Origin of the sequence: Corallococcus carmarthensis (assembly GCF_003611695.1) — a bacterium.
Taxonomy (GTDB): Bacteria; Myxococcota; Myxococcia; order Myxococcales; family Myxococcaceae; genus Corallococcus; species Corallococcus carmarthensis.
The window spans coordinates 1-19464 of sequence record NZ_RAWE01000196.1; the positions used below are offsets into that span (position 1 = coordinate 1).

Genomic DNA, 19464 nt, shown 5'->3' on the forward strand with positions numbered 1-19464 from the left:
ATTCGTCCTGAGCCCCCTGCTCAGGTCCGCCCCGTCAGCCCGCTCTCACACAGGCTCGCGACCACCGCCGAGCACGGTCCCCGTCCCTCTGCAATAGGCTCGGTCACGTCGCTCGCCGGACGGATACCGCGGGGAAGTGATTGGTCGGTTGGACCTCCCTGCCCGTGACGAGGGCGGGGAGGTGAAGTGGGACAATAGGCGGAAAGCAGCCCTGCCGCGTTGCTCAGAAGACGGTGGCTATAACGCCACACGACGCTGATTGTTGTTGCATGTCGTTTGGCTATAGTCCGGCTAGTTTCTCGGCTGATCTGAATAGGCCTGGGAACGCGATCTCAATTAGCATGCGCATGGCTCCCCATTTTGTGGCCTTGATAAGCCACGTTGTATGTCTGTCCAAATATCCATGTTGGATGCCTGCGAGGCGAGGACGGTAGGCGCCGTCAGCCGAAAAAATGCACCACACGGGGGCTCCGCTTATGCCTTGCAGTGCTGGGTGTCGAGCCGAATCACCGTCGATCGTTACAAATTCGTTTCTGTGCAATGGGAATGTGAACTCATGTCTGGATTCAAGGGGCTCGGCGCAAGGCTCTGCCTGAGCATTAAAGCTAAATTTCTCGGCACCCAGGACGCCATCCGTACGCTTGCTGTACTCGATCGGCCAGCCAGTTACATGATACCAGGGATATTTGATTGCGTCATTGTCCGGAAGCAGATCGAGGACTGTCACTGGCTTCCAACGTGCCCGGATTGCCTCGGGTTTGTCGATATGAAAGACAGCTGTGTCGTGCTCTTCTGATCGGAGAAGTCTCCCCGTTATTGGGGTGAGTCTTTCATCGGTGCCAGGAACAAGACAAAAAGAGTGTGGGAGAGAGCCAGGTTTTTGCTTGTCGGCCGGAAAGAAGTCGCTTGCAACGTGCTCGGCAGTAACCAAGAACCACTCTCGCTCGCATCGGAAAAAACATCCGGTTCCGACAATGCGAGGGAGTCCTTCAGGTTGACGAGCTATGATTGGCACGGAATAGTCATTCCCAAGCTTTCGTAAGAACTCCTCGTGACGCTGTAGTAGTTGAAGGTGGTTCTCGTTGGCCAAGGGCTTCATGTTGGCTCTCGAAATGTTTAGTTAATTTGTGTTTTGTTTTGGGGTGAATGGTATTGGCTCGAAATTTACTGTGGTTTCATCCTGGTGTTGAGGCGGGATGACTGTCTGGGGGTGGCATGGTGCTTACCCGATTTTCTGACTGTGAAGTCTGTGTTTCCAGGGGCGTTTCCTGCGCTGCGGTAGGTCCACAGGCGAGGAAAAGCATCGCAGAGCCAGCCGTCATTCCAATCGACTTCGTTATTTCTTCCATTGCATGATCGTAACTCCAAGATGGAAGGGGTTGCGGGCGCGGATTACTGCGGGCACATGAGTTCGGGACCCTGGTTGTACTTGCAGACGTCGCTTGGGATGCACCAGCCGTCCGGCGTCCAGATGGCATACATCTCGATGCCGCTGTTGCACGCGACCCGGCTGCTGTAGACGCGGCACCACCCGGTATCCACGCTTTCGTCGCAGCTGTTGGGAGGTGCCATGGCGTGCACCCGGTCGTCCGTGGCCGGGTCCTCCGTCATAGGCGCTGCATCCGGCCCACAGCCGGTCAGCCACATCCCCACGCTGAATGCCAGAATGAGTGTCTGTCGTCGCATGACGTTCACCACTCCTCCGGGCAGCCCCAGGGGCCGCCATGCGTCCTGCACGCATCCGAGTTGAGGCACCAGCCGTCCGGTGTCCAGATGGCGTCCATCTGCACGCCGTCGAAGCAGGTGTACTTGTTGCTGGGAACGGGACACCAGTGCGGATCCTCGGCCGGATTACAGCTGTCCGGCGGCGTCATGGCGCGCACCCGGTCGTCTGTCTTCGCTGACTGGGGCGTGGGTGGTGCTTCCTGCGCTGCTTCAGGGCCGCACGCGAGGAAGAGCATTCCCGCGCCAAGCACCAATCCAACTGACTTCACCAACGTCGTCCTGCGCATGAGCGTGTCTCCAAGAGGAGAGGGGGAACCACGGGCGCCAGTCTATCCTGAGGACTGATAATGAATTGGAGCCCCCCACGTTCCGCCGCCGATGCGACGAGTGCCGCAGGCCGCCATTCCCCTTCGCCCCAGGCGGGACCTGACGGAAGATGCATGCATGGGTCCGGCCTTGCACCGATGCGTACGTGGCGGGGCCGCGCTGGGACTGCTGCTGCTCGCAACCCCCGCGCGTGCCCAGGACGCCACGCCGTTGCCGACGTTCTCCTTGGAGCGCCTGGACCCGAACCCGGGCCTGGGGCCCCTGGCGCTCGGAAGCGGAGAGCTGCTGGCGCCCGGGGCGGTGCGCGTTTCCCTGATGGCGCACTACCAGCGGGCTCCCCTGACGATCCTGAACGGGTCGGAGGAGTTCTCGCTCGTCCTGTCCCGGACCACCGGGCTGGTGTCGCTGGCCGTCGGCGTGCTGCCCTGGCTGGAGCTTCAGGCCCAGCTTCCTGGCGTCATCCACCAGAGCGGCGCGGACGTGAGCACCGTGCTGTCCATCTCTTCGCCGTCGCGCAGCGGACTGGGGGCGCCGCGGCTCGCGGCCCGGCTGGGACTGCTGGGGACCTCCGCTCCCGAGGCCTTCCACCTGGCGCTCGACCTGGACGTGCGGTTGCCCGTGGGCGGCTCGGGCGCGCTTGCTCGTGATCAGGGTGTCCGCGGCCAGGGGCGGATCATGATGGGCAAGCGCTGGGGGCCCGTGGCTCCAGCGCTGGAGCTGGGCGTGCTCCTGCGTCGCGCCGTGTCGACGGACTCCGGCGTGGACAGCCTCAACGGCGTGGGCAACGAGCTGCGGGCCGGCGTGGGGCTGACGGTGGGGTACGCCCTGCGCGCGGAGGTGTCCGCGATCGGCGCGTACTCCTGGCGGCAGCAGCGCACCAGCGGCGAGCTGCTGGGCGGCCTGCGATACGCCCCCGCTCGGCCCTGGGAGTTCTTCGCCATGGGCGGGGCAGGCGTGGGCGCGGAGCCGGGGTCGCCCCGCTTCCGGGTGCTCGCGGGAATGGCACTGCTCTTCGACAAGCCACCCCCTCCGCCTCCGGAGGACATCGTCTACGAGCTCGTCCAGGGACTGCCGCGCGCCCCCGCTGAACCCCAGCTCGAGCCCGAACCCACGCCGCCCGAACCCGCGCCTCCCGAGCCCACGCCAGCGCCGCCCGAGGCTCCGCCGGAGCCCGAAACCGACACGGACGGCGACGGTGTCGTGGACGTGCTGGACGCCTGCGTCCACGAGCAGGGGACCCGCGAGTTCGGCGGTTGCCCCGAGTCCAGCGGCCCGCTCGTCAGCCTGACCCGCGAACGCCTCGTCCTCCATGGCCAGGTCTTCTTCGAGGTCGGCGCGACGACGCTGCCGGGACGCTCGCGCGTGCTGGATCAGGTGGCGCGCGTGCTCCTGGAGCACCCGGAGGTGGAGCGCGTCGTCATCGAAGGACACACGGACGCGGAGGGCTCCTCCGACTCCAATCAGCGCCTGTCCCTGGCCCGCGCGGAGGCAGTGCGCGACTACCTCCTGCGAAAGGGCGTCCCGGCCCACCGGTTGGAAGCCCGGGGCCTCGGTGCGCGTAAACCAGCGAGCTCCAATGGAACGCAGGCAGGCCGGGGCGAGAACCGCCGCGCGGAGCTGCTGTTGATCCTGGGCGAGCCCGCTCCAGCCCGCAGCATCCCCGCCCCGCCTCCGCCCTAGCACCGGCGCGCACCGCGTGAACCTGTCCGACAGTCGGACAGGTTCGGGCCGCGCCGGGCCCAGGGCTTAGCGGATCCGCCGCCCGCGCCGGGCCAGCCGCAGGGACAGCATCCACGCCGCCAGCATCCAGGCACCGCCAGCCCCGCCCGCGTTGCAGCCGCTGCCCTTCACGCTGACGGCCTCGCCAATGCCCTCCACGGGGACGACCGTGGGCCCCAGTCCGCCCCCGTTCGGCACCACGCGGACCTCTCCGCGCACCGTGCCCGTGCGCGTCGGATGGAACGACACGGGCACCGAAGCCCGGCCCCCCGCCGGAATCGCTTCGCTCAGCGCGCGCGTGTCCACCTGGAAGGCGGCATCGGAGGACGTCACCTCCACCGTGACGGGGACGTTGCCCGTGTTGACGAGCTCCAGGGACAGGGGCTGGCTGGTGGCGTCCACGCGCTGGTTGCCGAAGGCGATGGCCCCGGGCGTCACCGTCAGCGCCTGCGCCACGCCGGACCCCTGCACCGCGATCATCAGCGGGGTGGCGGACGCGTCGTGCCGCAAGGCCAGCGAGCCCGCGAAGTCGCCCGTCCGCGGCGGATTGAACACCACGTAGAAGGGCTGGCTGGTGCCGGGATCCAGCTCGTGCGGCAGCGGCAGCCCCGACGCGGAGAACCCGCTCACCGGATCCAGGCCCGTGAGCGTGACCGGGCTGGTCCCAGTGTTGCGCAGCTCCACGAGCTGCTGCGGGGCCTCCCCCAGGAACTGTGCCCCGAAGGCCAGCGTCGTCACGGAGGCTTCAATCGAAGCCGTGGTCCCGGTGCCTCGCAGGGTCACCTGGGCGGCGCGCGGCGCGTTGCTCTGGACCTCCAGCACGCCGTTCTCCGACGTGGTCTCCGTGGGCTTGTAGCTGACCTGGAAGGTGCGGCTCCCCAGTGGCGGAATGGTCGAGCCCACGTTGAGCCCCGAGACCAGGAACGGGCCGTTCAGGGTCACCGCCGTCACGTTCAGCGACTCGCTTCCCGTGTTGAACAGCGTGAGCTCCCGGGGCGCGCTCACGCCGCCCAGCCGCTGGCCGCCGAACTCCATCACGTCGCTCGCCATCCGGGCGATGGCCTGGAGCCCGCTTCCCTCCAGCTTGACCACCGTGGGGGACGACGGCGCGTTCGAGAACACCCGGAGCACTCCCGCCGCGGGCCCATCCTCCAGGGGACTGAAGGTGACCTCCATCGTGAAGGCGTCGCGCGGAGCGAGCACCTTGGGGAACTCCGGGAGCACCGCCGAGAACGGCCCCGCCACCGCGATGGTGCTGATGCTGATCGACTGCGTCCCCGCGTTGACGAACGTCACCTGCACCGCCTTGCTGCTGCTCCCCACCTCCGTCCGCGAGAAGGACAGCGCCGCGGGGGTGGCGGTCACCATCCCCTCCACGCCCTTGCCGCTGAGCGGCACGGCCTGGGTGGAGCCCCCAGGCCCATCCGCGCTCAGCGTCAGCTCCTGCGTGAACTGGGCGGTGTACGGAGGCTCGAACGTCACCTGGACCTGGGTCGTGGCTCCCGGCGCCAGGCTGAGCCGCGTCGCCGGTGTCACGGCGAAGCCCGTGGGGGCCTGGATGGGCTCCACCACGATCGTCCCCGCGCCCCCGTTCTTGAGCGTCAACGTCTGGGGCGCGCTCACGCTGCTGACCTCCCGCGAGCCGAACTCCAGCGCCGTGCCGCCATCCGGCCCGGAGATCACGAGCGCGGGGACCTCCACGCCGGTGCCGGAGAGGGCGACCTTCAGCGCGGGGTTGCGCGGGTCGTTGCTGCGCAGGATGAGGTCCTTGACGGCGCGGCCCGCCGTGGGCGCGAACGCCACCGTCAGGTCCACCTGCTCCTTCGCCTGGAGGGTCAGCGGCAGGCCGGACTCCACCGTGAAGGGCGCCCCCACGTCGAAGGCGGTGAGGACCAGGTCGTCCATGCCCGTGTTGCTCACCGTCAGCTTCTCGCGAACCGGGGCGATGCCCGCCGTGTGCACGCCGAACTCCAGCGCGGTCGCCGCGACGGCGATGGCGGGCTCGATGCCCGTGCCGTGCAGCGCGACCTCCGCGAGCGGCGTGGTGGACCCCTGGGCCTGGATGTACAGCGGTTGGACCGCCTCCCCGGCCGCCGCCTTGAAGGACACCGTGAGCAGCAGCAGGCCCCCGGGCTGCAGCACCGCGCCTCCCGTGGGAAGGCCGCTGACGGAGAAGGGGGACTGGGTCTGGAGGGAGGGAATCGTGAGCGGCAGGCTCCCCACGTTCCTCACCTGGAGGGAGAGGCTGCTGGTCACGCCCACCTTCACGGCGCCGAAGTCGAGCGAGGTCGGATTGAGCTGGAGCTTCGCGACGCCGCCCGTCCCTTCGAGCGGAATCCGCAGCAGGGACAGGTCAGGGTCGCTGCTCTGGATGACGAGCACCCCGGAGTCGGCGCGCTCATCCTTGGGCGAGAACGTCACGCTCACCTCCAGGCTCGCGTTGGGCTTGAGCGTGAACGGGAAGGCCACCGGCGTCAGCGCGAAGGGACGCAGGACATCCATGCTCCGGATGACGAGCGGGGCGACGCCGTCGTTGGTCAACGTCACCTTCTGCGTGCTGGAGGCCCCCACCGCGACCGAGCCGAACGACACCCGGGTGGGTTTGAACGTGAGCACCGGCCGCCCCGCCTTGATGGTGATGTCGGCGGAGCTGAAGCAGTTGGTCTTCTCCGTGCGCAGCGTGAGGGTATTGAGGGTGCCGTATTGGTAGCCTGGCACGCCCGTCGAGTCGGGGGCGGCGTAGTTGACGTTCTGCGGCATGCAGCTGCCGCACCCAAACGATCCCAGTGCGGGGAGGGGGAAGGACCCCACGACCAAACTGTTCAGCCGGGCGGTGGTGATGCCACCGGCGTAGCCCCGGGCGTTGACGGTCACGAGCACCTCCCTCGCCACCCAGCCGGCAGGGAGAGGATCCTTGAAGCTCTGCACCCCGCCGTTCCAGTTCCCCGTGTTGTCCGAGCAGGCATAGGACGGCTGCTGGCAGATGGTGCACGTGGTCGCGCCCGTCCACCCCACGCGGGCGTTGAAGTTCCGGAACAACTCAATGGCCTGGGTCTGCGACGCGACGTCAGGCGTCTCGGGCACCTCCGGCGCCTCGGGCTCCACCGGCGAACAGGAGGCAAGGACAGACAGGCAGAGGGCAGTCAGCAGGGTGAGTCGACGCATCGGAGCGCCTCTCGTGAGGATTGGGGAGCCAGTCCCGGAAATGAAGGGCGCGAGAGCTTCGCATGAACCGTGAACACAACGCGACCCGCCAGCCTTTACATGGATGGTGTCCTGGGTACACGATGGGTCGAGGGCACGGACCCGGGAGGTTGGGACATGGTGAGACGCGAGGAGCGCATCGCGGGAGGGCTGTATGGGCTGCTCGTCGGAGACGCGCTCGGGGTGCCCTACGAGTTCCACCGGCCCGAAGCGATACCGGCCCCGGAGGCCATCGAATACGACCCGCCACCGGGGTTCCATCGCGCGCATGACCGCGTCCCCCCTGGCACGTGGTCGGATGACGGCGCGCATGCGCTGTGCCTGCTGGATTCGCTGACGTATCAGAAGCGGCTCGACTGCGAGGACCTGGGCCGGCGGCTGGTGAACTGGCAGGACCGGGGCTACCTCGCGGTGGACGGCGACGTGTTCGACGTGGGCATCCAGACCAGCGCGGCCCTGCGCCGGTTGCGCGACGGCACGCCCGCGATGCTCGCGGGCCCGAATGGCACGATGGACAACGGCAATGGCTCACTGATGCGCGTGTTGCCATTGGCCCTGTGGCACCAGGGCAAGGACGCCGCGCTCGTCTCGGACGCCATGGCGCAGTCGCGCGTGACGCATGGCCACGTGCGTTCGCAGGTGTGCTGCGCGCTGTATTGCCTCTGGGCCCGCCGCATCCTGGAGGGCGCGGTGGATCCGTGGGCCGAAGCCGTGGCCACCTTCCGGGACCTGTACGTGGAGGGCTTCCCGCAGCGGGAGGAGCTGGAGGCCCACATCCGCCCGGATGACCCGGCACCGGGAACGGGGGGCGGCTACGTCGTGGACTGCCTGCGCTCGGCGCGTGCTTGCGTGGCGAACGGGAAGACCTACGAAGCGGTCGTCAAATCCGCCATCCGGCTGGGCCACGACACGGACACCACGGCCGCGGTGGCGGGCGGCATCGCGGGCCTCATCCACGGCCTGAACGGCATCCCGCACCGCTGGCGTTCACAGCTGCGCGGACAGGAACTGGTGGAGCCGCTCCTGGAGCGGCTCATGAAGTCGCTGGGCTGACGCGTCAGTCCGGGAAGATTTCCAGCACGTCCTTCAACATCGCCGCGCCCGTGCCCCGGGCGCCCTGCTCACCGTTGATGACGGTGTTCACGCCGTGCAGGTCGCTGCGGAACACCGCGCCCATCTCCATCGCGCCCAGCCGGGCCAGGGGATGGGACGCGTCCACGGCGGTGGGCCGCACGCTCCACTCCCACCGGTCCGCGCCCAGCGGCTCACCGCGCGCCAGCAGCAGCACCTGGCCGCCCTTCGCCCGTGCCGCGTCCAGCTCCGCGTGCGTCACGCCGCGCATGCCCGTCACCGCCACGTCCTTCAGCGTCGTGGGCGCGCGCATCACCGCGTTGGCCAGGATGACCAGCTTGCCCGCAGTGTCCCAGCCGTCCACGTCCAGCGTGGGGTCCGTCTCCGCGATGCCCAGCGCCTGTGCTTCCTTCAGCGCCGCGTCGTACGTCCTGCCCTCCGCCATGCGGCACAGCAGCAGGTGGCTGGTGCTGTTGAGCACGCCCTCGAACCGGCCCAGCTTCCCCAGCGCCAGATCCCGGCGGCCCACGTTCACCAGCGGCATGGACGCGCCCACCGCGGCACTGAAGCGCAGGGGAGGGCGGCCCGGTGACTCCAGGTCGCTCATGCCCGCCAGCTCCTGGAACCCCAGCACCAGCGGACCCTTGCTCGCGAGCACCGCCGCCATGCCTCGCATCAGGGCGTCCCGCGTGATGTCCAGGCCGGGCTGCCCGTCCTGGAAGCTCGTGGGTGTGGCCTCCAGCAGCAGGTCGGCCTTCACCTCGCGCACCAGGTCGCGCCCGGTCATCCCCGGACGGCCCACCACCGGCAGCGACGCCACGGAGTGCCGCGCCCGCTTCACCGCCAGCACCGCCCCGATGTCCAACCCGTGCGGCGACACCGCCGCGCCGCCCGAGTCCGCGAGCCCCACCGGCAGCAGCTCCAGCCGGTAGCGCTCGATCAGCAGCGACGCGCGCGACTGGAGGATCTCCAAGAGCGGCACGCCCACGTTCCCCAGACCCGTGAGCAGGAAGCGCACCGTGCGGACGGCGCGCGGGTTCATGGTGCGAAGGCCTCGCGCACGCCGTCGCGGCGCAGCGTGAAGAGCATCCACACCGCCACCGGCACGCCCACGAAACAGCCGGGCGTCAGCGTGTACATCGCGCAGATGGCGCCCACCGTCGCCAGGCCGTAGCCCTTGAGGTTCATCGCGTTCCACGCGCCCCAGATGGCCAGGAGTCCGCAGAGGATTCCGCCCAGGATGGCCAGCGCGAAGCCCGTCGTGAACTCCAGCACCACCGGCGCCTGCCCCGGCGTCGAGAAGGGCGACGCCACCTTCAGCGCCGCCAGCGTGGCGCCCAGCAGGCTGAAGGCGACGTGCAGCACGCCGACGATGAGCAGGAAGAACGCCGGGAAGCGCACGATCTGGAAGATCTTCAGGCGCGGATCGTCCGGCGACAGCTGAGGACCGGGGCCGCTCATGAGCGCCCCTTCAGCGCGCCCACGATCATCCGCGTCGCGGGGGACTTGTTCAGCGTGTAGAAGTGGATGCCCGGCACGCCGCGCGACAGGAGTTCCATGCACTGCACCGTGGCATGCGCGACGCCCAGCTGCACGACGGCATCCGGCTGATCCTTCACGCGCTCCATCTGAAGCGCCAGACGCATGGGCACCGTCGCGCCGCACATGCGCGTGAAGCGCTGGACCTGCTCGTAGTTGGTGATGGGCATGATGCCGGGGACGATGGGGACATTGATGCCCACCCGTCGCGCCCGCTCCACGAAGTCGAAATAGAAGGCGTTGTCGAAGAAGAGCTGCGTCACCACGAAGTCCATCCCCGCATCCACCTTGGCCTTCAGGTGTTTGAGGTCGTCCTCGCGCGACGCCGTCTCCACGTGGCCCTCCGGATAGCACGCACCCCCGATGCAGAAGTTGAAATCCTCTTCTCGGACGAATCGGACCAGCTCCTCCGCGTAGCGGAAGCCCCCGGGCACCGGCTCGAACGTCGTCTGGCCCTGAGGCGGATCCCCTCGCAACAGGAGCACGTTCTCGATGCCTGCCGCGTCGAGCCGGCGCAGCACGTCACGAAGCTCGTCGCGGGTGTGTCCCACGCACGTCAGGTGCGCCATCGCCTCAATGCCAGTGTGCTGTTTGATGTGCGTCACCAGCTCCACCGTCCGGTCGCGCGTGCTCCCGCCCGCCCCGTACGTCACCGACACGAACCCCGGTTCCAGCGGTGCAAGCTCCTCCACCGTGCGCAGGAGCGAGGCCACGCCCGCGTCCGTCTTGGGAGGAAAAAACTCGAAGGAGAAGCTCGGCTTGGACGGGTTGAGGCAGTTGCGGATCTTCATGTCAGGAGGAGTTTAGTCCCTTCCGCGTCGGCCTTGATCGGAGAAGGTGCGCCGCTATAGTCCGCGCCGTTTCGCCACCCCCCTTCCCACGGAGATGTCAATGACCCGGCGTACGCCCCTGAACGAGGCCCACCGCAAGCTGGGGGCCCGGATGGTCGACTTCGTCGGCTGGGACATGCCGGTGCAGTACTCGTCCGTCATCGCCGAGCACGAGGCCGTGCGCACCGCCGTCGGCCTGTTCGACGTCTCGCACATGGGGGAGATTGAATTCACCGGCCCCGGCGCCCTGGAGACCGTGAACCGGCTCATCTCCAACGACCTCGCCCGCTGCCAGGACGGCCAGGCCGTCTACGCGGGCCTGCTCAACGACCTGGGCGGTTTCGTGGACGACGTCGTCGCCTACCGCTTCAGCCCCGAGCGCATCCTCATCTGCGTCAACTCCAGCAACCGCGAGAAGGACTTCGCCTGGATGAAGGCGCGCGCGGAAGGCGTGACGCCGGTGGACCGCGGGGACGACTACGCGCAGATCGCCGTCCAGGGCCCCAAGGCCGTGGGGCTGGTGCAGCGCCTGACGAAGGCGGACCTGTCCCAGGTGGGCACCTACCGCTTCACGGAAGGGGAGGTGGCCGGCGTGAAGTCCATCATCTCCCGCACGGGCTACACCGGTGAGGACGGCTTCGAGCTGTACTGCGCCACCAACGACGCGGTGAAGCTCTGGGACGCGCTCCTGGAGGCCGGCCAGCCGGACGGCGTGAAGGCCTGCGGCCTGGGCGCGCGCGACTCGCTGCGCACGGAGATGAAGTACGCGCTCTACGGCAACGACATCGACGACGCGCACACCGCCCTGGAGGCGGGCCTGGGCTGGATCGTCAAGCTGGACAAGGCGGGCGGCTTCATCGGCAAGGACGCGCTCGTGGCGCAGAAGGCCGCGGGCGTGCCTCGCAAGCTGGTGGGCTTCGAGCTGACCGGCGCCGGCATCCCGCGCCACGGCTACCCCATCCTCAAGGACGGCGTCCGCGTGGGCGAGGTCACCAGCGGCACGCAGGGCCCCACGGTGAAGAAGCCCATCGGCATGGGCTACGTGCCCACGAACCTCGCCACCGAAGGCTCCACCTTCGACGTGGAGATCCGCGGCCGCGCCGTGCCCGCGGTCGTCGTGAAGACCCCCTTCCTCAAGAAGTCCTGATTCCCTCCCGTTCGCACCCGTTGCGAGGAGCCGCCTCCATGTCTGACAACATCCCGCAGGACCTGAAGTACACGAAGGAGCACGAGTGGGCCCGCATCACGGGCAAGACCGTGGTCGTCGGCGTCACGCACCACGCCCAGGAGTCGCTGGGTGACGTCGTCTACGTGGAGCTGCCCAAGCTGGGCGCCACCATCACCGAGGGCAAGAACTTCGGCGTCATCGAGTCCACCAAGGCCGTGTCGGACCTCTTCGCGCCCATCACCGGCACCGTGGTGAAGGTGAACGACGAGCTCACGGGCAACCCGTCCCTCATCAACTCCGACCCCTACGGGCAGGGGTGGATCGTGGAGGTCGAGCCCTCGGACGCCGGGCAGGTGGGCAAGCTCCTGGACGCCGCCGCCTACGAGCCGTTCACCAAGTAGTCACCGCGCGCGCAAGAACTCGGGCGTCCCGGTTGTTAGAGACGCTCCATGGAGCGCCGAGCCCGCTCGGACGCCGACCTTCTTGACGCACCTCACGCGAGCCCTTCCGACCATGTCCCTCAACTGGAAGTACCAGGAGTCCTTCGCCGGCCGGCACATCGGCCCGGAGACCCCTGAAGTGAAGCAGATGCTGTCCACGCTGGGCGTCACCTCGCTCGATGCCTTCATCGAGAGCGCCGTGCCTCCCGCCATCCGCTCCCAGGAGCCCCTGCGCCTGCCCGCTGGCCGTGGCGAGAACGAGGTGCTGGCGCAGCTGGAGGCCATCGCGGCGAAGAACCAGGTGTTCCGGTCCTTCATCGGCATGGGCTACAGCGACACCCACGTCCCCAACGTCATCCTGCGCAACATCTTCCAGAACCCGGGCTGGTACACCCAGTACACGCCCTACCAGGCGGAGATCGCCCAGGGCCGGCTGGAGGCGCTGCTCAACTTCCAGACGATGGTGACGGACCTCACCGGCATGGAGGTGGCCAACGCCTCCATGCTCGACGAGGGCACCGCCGCGGCGGAGGCCATGGCGCTGGCCATCCACGCCAAGGGCGACGGCACGGGCGGCGCGTTCTTCGTCTCCGACGCCTGCCACCCGCAGACGGTGGACGTGGTGCGCACGCGCGCCATTCCCCTGGGCGTGGAGGTCGTCGTGGGCGACCACCGCACGGTGGACCTGTCCCAGAAGAAGTTCTTCGGCGCGCTGGTGCAGTACCCGGCCACGGACGGCGTGGTGCACGACTACCGCGCCTTCGGTGAGAAGGTGCACGCGGCGGGCGGCCTGCTCGTCGTCGCGGCGGACCTGCTCGGCCTCACGCTGCTCACGCCCCCGGGCGAGTTCGGCGCGGACGCGGTGGTGGGCAGCGCGCAGCGCTTTGGCGTACCGCTGGGCTACGGCGGCCCGCACGCCGCCTTCTTCGCTACGAAGAACGCCTATACCCGCGTGATGCCGGGCCGCCTCATCGGCGTGTCCGAGGACGCGCAGGGCCGGCCCGCGCTGCGCATGGCGCTGCAGACGCGCGAGCAGCACATCCGCCGTGAGAAGGCCACGAGCAACATCTGCACCGCGCAGGTGCTGCTGGCCGTGATGGCCGGCATGTACGCCGTCTACCACGGGCCCAACGGGCTCAAGGCCATCGCGGAGCGCGTGCACGGGCTCACGGTGGTGCTGTCGCGGGGCCTGGCGAAGCTGGGCTTCAAGCCGCGGCATGATCAGTTCTTCGACACGCTGCGCGTGGAGCTGACGCCTCCCCAGGTCCGGGGCGTGCTGGCCGCCGCGGAAGGCGCGAAGATGAACTTCCGCCGCATCGACGAGAAGACGCTGGGCCTGGCGCTGGACGAGACGACGCGCGCCAAGGACGTGGAGGACATCCTCGCGGCCTTCATCCAGGGCGCGAACAAGTCCGCCGCCCCGGTGAACCTGGACGACGTCGCCGAAGGCCTGGAGAGCCCGCTCGCCCCCGAGCTGCGCCGTCAGAGCGCGTACCTCACGCACCCGGTCTTCAACCGCTACCACTCCGAGACGGAGATGCTGCGGTACGTGCGCCGGCTGGAGGCGAAGGACCTGTCCCTCACGCACTCCATGATTCCGCTGGGCAGCTGCACCATGAAGCTCAACGCCACCGCGGAGATGATCCCGGTGACGTGGCCCCAGTTCAGCAAGCTGCACCCGTTCGCGCCCACCTCGCAGGCGGCCGGCTACAAGGTCGTCTTCGAGCAGCTGGAGCACGCGCTGTCGCAGGTGACGGGCTTCGCCGGGTGCTCGCTCCAGCCCAACGCGGGCAGCCAGGGTGAGTACGCGGGCCTGCTCGTCATCCGTGCCTACCACCAGGCGCGAGGGCAGGGGCACCGCGACGTGTGCCTCATCCCGTCCTCCGCGCACGGCACCAACCCCGCCTCCGCGGTGATGGCCGGCTACCGGGTCGTCGTCACGAAGTGCGACGAGAACGGCAACATCGACCTGAACGACCTGCGCGCCAAGGCGGACGAGCACAAGGACAAGCTCGCCGCGCTGATGGTGACGTACCCGTCCACGCACGGCGTGTTCGAGGAGGAGATCCGCGAGATCTGCTCCACCATCCACGAGCGCGGCGGTCAGGTGTACATGGACGGCGCCAACCTCAACGCGCAGGTGGGCCTCACCGCTCCGGGCCTGGTGGGCGCGGACGTCTGCCACATCAACCTGCACAAGACGTTCTGCATCCCGCACGGCGGTGGCGGCCCGGGCATGGGCCCCATCTGCGTGGCGCCCCACCTGGTGAAGTTCCTCCCCGGACACCCGGTCATCCAGACGGGCGGGGCGGACGCCATTGGCGCCATCTCCGCGGCGCCGTGGGGCAGCGCCAGCATCCTGCTCATCTCCTGGATGTACGTGCAGATGATGGGCGGCGAGGGCCTGACGCAGGCCACGAAGCTGGCCATCCTCAACGCCAACTACGTCGCGGAGCGGCTCCAGCCCCACTACCCGGTGCTCTACCGGGGCAAGCGCGGCCGGGTGGCCCACGAGTGCATCGTGGACCTGCGCCCGCTCAAGAAGACCGCGGGCGTGGAGGTGGAGGACGTGGCCAAGCGCCTCATGGACTACGGCTTCCACGCGCCCACCGTGTCGTTCCCGGTGGCGGGCACGCTGATGATCGAGCCCACGGAGTCCGAGTCCAAGGCGGAGCTGGACCGCTTCTGCGACGCGATGATCGCCATCCGCCAGGAGATCCGCGACGTGGAGGAGGGCCGCGTGCCCAAGGACAACAACGTCCTGAAGAACGCGCCGCACACCGCGCGCACCCTCACCGCGCCGGAGTGGAACCGCCCGTACACCCGCGAGCAGGCCGTGTTCCCCACGGCGTGGGTGCGTGACAACAAGTTCTGGCCGTCCGTGGGACGCCTGAACAACGTGCTCGGGGACCGGAAGCTCGTGTGCTCGTGCCCGCCCATCGAGGACTACGACACGCCCTCGCAGAAGGTCGCGTAGCCGCCTTCGTCTTCGACAGCCGCAGTCACCGGGGCCGTCTTCCAGCACATCGGAAGGCGGCCCTCGTGTTTTCAGCGGGCCCGCGCGGGCTCCACGTGGACCACCACGTCCACGACCTGCGGGTAGGCGCCGTGCAGCGTCTCCTCCACCTTGTCCGCGACCTCGTGGGCCTGCGCGGTGGTGAGCTGCGGGTCGACTTCAATCTTCAGGTCCACGTAGACGCTCTCCTCCATGCCCCGGCTGCGCACGTCGCGGCACGAGCGCACGCCCGCCACCGCCAGCGTGTGCTGGGACACCTGCGCGGGGTCCAGCCGCGCGGTGTCGGAGAGGATGCCCACCGCCTGCCGGACGATGCCGTAGGCCACCCGCGCCACGAAGACCATCACCGCCAGGGCCACGAGCCCGTCCGCGCGCGGGAAGCCCAGCGCCACCAGGCCAATGGAGATGAGCACCGCGATGGTCACGAACACGTCCGACAGCGTGTGCTGTGCGTCCGCGAGCAGCAGCGAGCTCTTGTACTTCTCCCCGTAGTGCCGCTCCACGCGGGTGACGATGAGGTTGATGACGAGCGTGAAGACCATCACCGCCGCCATCATCACCGACACCGTGGGGTGCTTGTCGTGCAGGAGCGAGTCGAACGCCATGCGCCCCAGCTCCAGCATGCCCACGCCAATCATCGCGCCGATGCCCAGCGACGCGAGCGCCTCGAACTTGCCGTGGCCGTAGGGGTGATCCGCGTCCGCCGGCTGCGAGGCGACGCCCATGGCGACGAGCCCCAGCACGTTGGAGCTGCCGTCGATGAACGAGTGCAGTCCGTCCGCCGTCACCGACGCGGACTGGGCCATCAGGCCGAAGACGAGCTTGGCGACGGCCACCACCCAGTTGGCCACGAGGATGGCCAAGAGGACGAAGCGGACGTTCCGGTTGCGCTCCTGGAGCGCGGCGCTGCGGTCGACGAGGGGGGCTTCCACGGCGGGGGAGGGTAGTGCCGCGGGGCCCTCCATCGCGAGGCCTCCGTGCGTCCTACTGTCGGAACAAGCGCATCCGCGGCCCGCCGCCCATCTCCAGGAAGAAGCCGAACTGGAAGCGCACCGTCGCGTCCTGGCTCAGCAGGCCGGACGGCGGGTTGGGGAAGGGCTGCGCGCGCTTGAAGGACGCCACGGCCTCCATGTCCAGGAAGTCCAGGCCGCTGCTCTTCTCCACCTGGATGTCCTTCACCGCGCCGCGCTCGTCCAGGGTGATGCTGAGCAGCGTCTGGCGGTCGCGCCCGGAGTAGATGTTCCCCGTCGGGTCGCGCATGCGCAGCTGCTCGTTGGGGTTCCAGTGCATGCCCACGCTCTGCTTCACGCGGTTGAAGAAGCTGGCGTACTTCCACTCGCGCGTGTTGAGGAAGGTGCCGTCGCCCTCCTCCTGGTCCTGGAGCATGTCGTTGGGCGCCGCGCCCACCACCCGGTCCATCGCCGCCTGCGACGGCATTAGCGTGGCCAGGCCCGGTGAACCGGTGCGGCCCGTGGAGCCCTCCTGCTCGCTGTCCTCACCCTCGCCGGGCTGGATGCGCAGGCGCTTCGCGTTGCCCTGCGTGGCGTCGCTCTCCGACTGGTTCTTCACCGGCATGCCCGGACCTCGCTCGCGCGGGTCCGTCTTCATGGCGATCTCCTGCTTGCGGCGCGTCTCCGGCATCTCGAAGACGGGCTTCTTGCCGCCCTGGGTCTGCGCCCGGTCATCCGCGCCCTGGCCGTTGTTGCCCGACACGCGCGGGGGCTGCACCTGCTCGTTCGCCGCGCCCTCCTGCTTCTCGGGCGCCGTCCGCTGGGGCATGGCGTTGCGGTAGAAGGCCGTCTGGTCCCGCGCGCGGGTCTCCTTCTCCACCGTGTTGTTGTGCTCGGCCAGGTACTTCGCGTCCGGGGACTGCTGATCATTCCCCGGCGCCACGTCCACCACCTGGCCCTGGGGCTTCGTCTCGTCCGGCTTCTTCTCTTCCTTGGGCTCGCGCTTCTCGGTGGGGCGGGGCTTCGTCTGCTGCGGGGACACCGCCCCCCGGTTCTTCGCCCACTGGTCCGACGTGAGCGGCCTCACCGCCACGGACGTGGGCCGCGCGGGGCGCTTCTCATGCGGGAGGTTCGCCTGCACGGAGGACACCAGGAGCACGAAGCCCACGAAGGCGGCCTGGGCCAGGAGCGCCAGGAAGGCCGCCACCAGATAGCGCAGGGGGCCACGCTGCTTTCGCGCGCGCCGCTGACGCCAGTCTGTCGAGGAACCCGTGCCCACGGCCTGATGATAAACCTCCGGACCGCTTCTACAGTCCCGAACGTGCGGCCCGTAACACGCGGGACATCAAAGAGATTCACGAGCCAGGCAGCCGGTGCGCACGAATTGTTCCCTGGACCTCAATAGATGGGGGCCACCTCCGCCCCGTTGAAGTAGTAGCGCAGGATCTCCGGATAAGTCTGGCCCGCTTCCGCCCGGCCGATGGCGCCTGTCTGACACATGCCCACGCCGTGGCCCCAGCCGCCGCCCCGGAACAGCCATCCGGTGAGCCGGCCCTCGGCGTCCCGCTCGGCCTCCACCGTGGCCATGCTGCTGTTGAGCATCCCGAAGAGCCGCCGGATGTTCAGCTCCCCACGCACCTGGGTGGCCCCCTGCGTGCCGGACACGGTGAGCAGCCGGGCGCGCCCGGACACCCCGCGCTCGGACAGGGCGAGCCCCTGGACCGCCCCCACGCCCAGCTTCTCCGTGAGCGCGTCCACCTGGCCTTGCGTGAAGCGCTTCTCCCACCGGAACTTCGTGGGCTGCGCGAAGCTGGACAGCTTGCACGCGGCCGGCACGTCCGACGTCGCCAGCCACGCCTTGAGGTTCGACGGTCCGGGCACGTCCGGCGCGGGCTCCAGCAGGTCCGGCCGTCCGCGCAGGCTGGGGTCGGGCGGGCCGCCCCACACCACGTCGTTGTCCTCGGTGTGGCCGCCGCACACGGCGCTGTAGACCGAGTCCACCAGCCGCCCGTCCTGGCTGAAGAGGGCCTGGCCCCGGGTGGCCTCCACCGCGGCGGTGGTGCTGGCCGCTTCACCGGTGCGGCCCCGGTACACCGCGCAGTGCTGCTCCGAGCACAGCAGGTACGGATCCGCCAGGTGCTTGATGCCCACCTTCGCCAGCACCTCGCCCCGGGCGGTGACGGCCTGGGCCTTGAGCGCCTCCGGGTGCGCGCGCGCGAAGATTTCAGACGGCACCAGCCCCTTGAGCAGGTCCTCCAGGCCCACCACGTTCACCACCGCGAGCTTGCCGCCGCGGTCCGCCGCGAACTGGAGCGCGCCCCGGAAGGTGCGGTCCTCGAAGGCGTGGAAGTCGTAGCCCACGCCGTACTCCACCTGCCGCACGTCGAAGCCGCTGCCGTCCGGCGTCTCCGCGTCCAGCCGGTCCTGCGCCAGGCCCACCACGGCGTCGTTCTCGTCCTTCAGCTCCAGGATGGCGCTGGCCGGCTTGCGGACCTCCTCGAAGAGCGTGGTGCGCAGGCCGTAGCGGCGCAGCAGCTCCGCCTGTTGCTTCGCGGCGGCGGCGGGCGTCAGCGCCTCATCGCCCAGGAGGAGGTAGCGCCGGTTGTCGATGACCTTCCCCGCGATGCCGTACACGGAGCCCAGCGTGTGCGTGCGCACCGCGAGCCCCCGCGAGCGCCACGTCTCCTGCGCCTCCGCGAGCCCTGCCTTGTCCGCGAAGCGGAACTCACCCAGCTGCACCCGCGCGCTCCACTGCGCTGCTTCGCCCTGCGTCACCCGCACCGTCCAGCGCGAGCCCGCGGGCGCGTCCAGCATCTTGTCGCCCGGTCCTCCGAAGCGCAGCCGCATCCGGCCTCGCGGCGAGAACGTCACCACGTCGCGTCCCTCCATCAGCTTGATGGGCAGGCGCGGCTCGCCATTGCGGAAGTCCAGGCGCTTCAGGTCCTGTGGCCCGGGCAGGCCCGACGTGAGCGGATCCTCCAGGCCACTCGGAGCGGGTGGCTTCACTCCCGCGTCAGCGGTGGAGCTGGCGGGAACGGAGACCTCCGGCTCGCCCAGCCCCCGGGTGCCAGGGGCAGGGGAGGGCGCGGGCGTGGCGCAGGAGGCGAGCAGCAGGGCGGTCAGGAGCAGGACGGCTTTGGACACGGCGGCGGCACCGTAGCCGCCACGGGGCCGAGCGTCACGGTTCTCCCTCCCAGTGCAGCGCGTCTCGCCCTGGATGACCGGCAGTGAATAGAACGTCCAACGCCGTGCGTTGCCCTGCTCATGCGAATTCGAGGAGGCAACGGATTGAAGACGCGGCACACCCTGGTGGCCTCCCTGGCTGCCTGCACCCTGGCGCTTGGGCTGACCGCTTGTGGTGGCGGCGGTGGTTCTGGCGGGGGCACCGGCGGTTCCTCGAGCGGCGGTACCCAACCCCCCGCGACGAGCACGGGGGCCACTCCCAAGGTCGAAAAGACGCCCACCACCCCCGGCC

14 protein-coding genes and 1 pseudogene are annotated in these 19464 nt (G+C 69.1%); 6 read left to right on the plus strand and 9 right to left on the minus strand.

Annotation, left to right across the window (positions count from 1 at the left end):
• Nucleotides 1–1392: 1392 nt before the first annotated feature.
• The gene (locus D7X32_RS34420; protein WP_147450379.1) at nt 1393–1686 is read right to left on the minus strand and encodes a hypothetical protein; all 294 of its coding nucleotides are present in this window, start codon (nt 1684–1686) and stop codon (nt 1393–1395) included.
• Between the two features lie 5 nt (nt 1687–1691).
• Nucleotides 1692–2012, minus strand: a complete 321-nt coding sequence (locus D7X32_RS45140; RefSeq protein ID WP_147450380.1) for a hypothetical protein — start codon at nt 2010–2012, stop codon at nt 1692–1694.
• 157 nt (nt 2013–2169) lie between these two features.
• Between D7X32_RS45140 and D7X32_RS34425 the strand changes: the two genes are divergently transcribed.
• Nucleotides 2170–3732 carry an OmpA family protein gene (locus D7X32_RS34425; protein WP_147450381.1) on the plus strand — a complete coding sequence of 521 codons (1563 nt, stop codon included), beginning with the start codon at nt 2170–2172 and terminating at the stop codon, nt 3730–3732.
• A gap of 66 nt (nt 3733–3798) precedes the next feature.
• On the opposite strand, the gene D7X32_RS34430 is transcribed toward D7X32_RS34425, so the two are convergent.
• Nucleotides 3799–6936: a choice-of-anchor D domain-containing protein gene (locus D7X32_RS34430; RefSeq protein ID WP_120606809.1), complete on the minus strand. Its 3138-nt coding sequence runs from the start codon at nt 6934–6936 to the stop codon at nt 3799–3801.
• 156 nt (nt 6937–7092) lie between these two features.
• Here D7X32_RS34430 and D7X32_RS34435 point away from each other — a divergent pair, with 156 nt between their 5' ends.
• Nucleotides 7093–8028, plus strand: a complete 936-nt coding sequence (locus tag D7X32_RS34435) for an ADP-ribosylglycohydrolase family protein (protein WP_120606810.1) — start codon at nt 7093–7095, stop codon at nt 8026–8028.
• A gap of 4 nt (nt 8029–8032) precedes the next feature.
• On the opposite strand, the gene D7X32_RS34440 is transcribed toward D7X32_RS34435, so the two are convergent.
• Genes D7X32_RS34440 through metF form a run of 3 tightly spaced genes read right to left on the minus strand, consistent with a single transcriptional unit; the run spans nt 8033 to nt 10376 of the window.
• Nucleotides 8033–9088: a homoserine dehydrogenase gene (locus tag D7X32_RS34440; RefSeq protein WP_120606811.1), complete on the minus strand. Its 1056-nt coding sequence runs from the start codon at nt 9086–9088 to the stop codon at nt 8033–8035.
• Nucleotides 9085–9507: a hypothetical protein gene (locus D7X32_RS34445; protein WP_120606812.1), complete on the minus strand. Its 423-nt coding sequence runs from the start codon at nt 9505–9507 to the stop codon at nt 9085–9087. Before D7X32_RS34445 ends, D7X32_RS34440 begins: the two co-directional genes overlap by 4 nt.
• Entirely contained in the window at nt 9504–10376 is an 873-nt protein-coding gene (metF, locus tag D7X32_RS34450; protein WP_120606813.1) for a methylenetetrahydrofolate reductase [NAD(P)H], read from the minus strand. Before metF ends, D7X32_RS34445 begins: the two co-directional genes overlap by 4 nt.
• Nucleotides 10377–10476: 100 nt before the next feature.
• Here metF and gcvT point away from each other — a divergent pair, with 100 nt between their 5' ends.
• The 3 genes from gcvT (at nt 10477) to gcvP (ending at nt 15000) form a co-directional block, all read left to right on the plus strand.
• Nucleotides 10477–11562, plus strand: a complete 1086-nt coding sequence (gene gcvT, locus D7X32_RS34455; RefSeq protein ID WP_120606814.1) for a glycine cleavage system aminomethyltransferase GcvT — start codon at nt 10477–10479, stop codon at nt 11560–11562.
• 38 nt (nt 11563–11600) lie between these two features.
• On the plus strand, nt 11601–11984 hold the full coding sequence (gene gcvH / locus D7X32_RS34460) for a glycine cleavage system protein GcvH (protein ID WP_120606815.1): 384 nt from the start codon (nt 11601–11603) through the stop codon (nt 11982–11984).
• A gap of 112 nt (nt 11985–12096) precedes the next feature.
• Entirely contained in the window at nt 12097–15000 is a 2904-nt protein-coding gene (gcvP, locus tag D7X32_RS34465; RefSeq protein ID WP_120606816.1) for an aminomethyl-transferring glycine dehydrogenase, read from the plus strand.
• 71 nt (nt 15001–15071) lie between these two features.
• On the opposite strand, the gene D7X32_RS34470 is transcribed toward gcvP, so the two are convergent.
• From D7X32_RS34470 to D7X32_RS34480, 3 genes are all read right to left on the minus strand, one after another.
• On the minus strand, nt 15072–15971 hold the full coding sequence (locus tag D7X32_RS34470) for a cation diffusion facilitator family transporter (protein WP_120606817.1): 900 nt from the start codon (nt 15969–15971) through the stop codon (nt 15072–15074).
• 52 nt (nt 15972–16023) lie between these two features.
• Nucleotides 16024–17268 carry an energy transducer TonB family protein gene (locus D7X32_RS34475; RefSeq protein WP_120606818.1) on the minus strand — a complete coding sequence of 415 codons (1245 nt, stop codon included), beginning with the start codon at nt 17266–17268 and terminating at the stop codon, nt 16024–16026.
• Nucleotides 17269–17387: 119 nt separating this feature from the next.
• On the minus strand, nt 17388–19133 hold the full coding sequence (locus tag D7X32_RS34480; RefSeq protein ID WP_208752632.1) for a SpoIID/LytB domain-containing protein: 1746 nt from the start codon (nt 19131–19133) through the stop codon (nt 17388–17390).
• 144 nt (nt 19134–19277) lie between these two features.
• Here D7X32_RS34480 and D7X32_RS46345 point away from each other — a divergent pair.
• Nucleotides 19278–19464: pseudogene (locus tag D7X32_RS46345) on the plus strand (right-handed parallel beta-helix repeat-containing protein); the annotation flags it as partial.